A 649-nucleotide genomic window follows, 5' to 3' on the forward strand; every position below is an offset into this window, starting at 1 on the left:
ATTGAAGTCTTCGAGAAGTACCCAAACATCGCTCGCTGGTTTGAACAAGTGTCTGCCCGAGACGCATTCCAAAGCTAATTTTTTCGCAGCGAGCGTTTTCTCTCTCGCTGCGTATTGAATGCCAATGACAAAAAGGTATTCAAATACTTCAAGTTTTCTCTTCTTTTTTTTACTCATCTCCTATAATTATTTTTATATACAACAACCTCAATAGGCTTCAATGCGTTTTAGAGCAGAGTGCTCTTAGTCTGTAGACGTTCTTTTCATTTAGAGATGTCTGGCAAGAGACAAGGAGAGGTTATGAATCTTCAAATCAAAACCATCAACAACGTACTGTTTGCTTCGCTCGTTGTTTCTATTTTTGGTTTAGTTGCGATGTACCTGAACTATACGCAGCAAAGTGATCAAATAGAGCAATTGCGCGGGCAGCTTATCGAAAAAGAAAATCAGATCGTCATTTCAAACGAAGCATTGTCTTACACCCGTTATCAACATCAACTTTTAGCCGAAGACTACAGTCGTTTTAGAGATGAGCAGTCAATAAACAGAGTACTTCGTTAGTCGCTACCAGCGTTGAGGAGAGAGATGAAACCAATCTTATTGGTCGACGATAGCAAAACGGTATTGCTTTACATGACCTCCGCATTGC

1 protein-coding gene and 1 pseudogene are annotated in these 649 nt (G+C 40.1%); both read left to right on the plus strand.

Translation table 11 applies throughout. The features are described 5' to 3' along the window. Positions 1–78: pseudogene (locus R8N47_RS25855) on the plus strand (glutathione S-transferase); the annotation flags it as partial. Between the two features lie 222 nt (positions 79–300). Then, on the plus strand, positions 301–561 hold the full coding sequence (locus R8N47_RS25860; protein ID WP_015313320.1) for a hypothetical protein: 261 nt from the start codon (positions 301–303) through the stop codon (positions 559–561). Positions 562–649 lie beyond the last annotated feature (88 nt).

This window comes from Vibrio sp. 2132-1, from assembly GCF_033344315.1.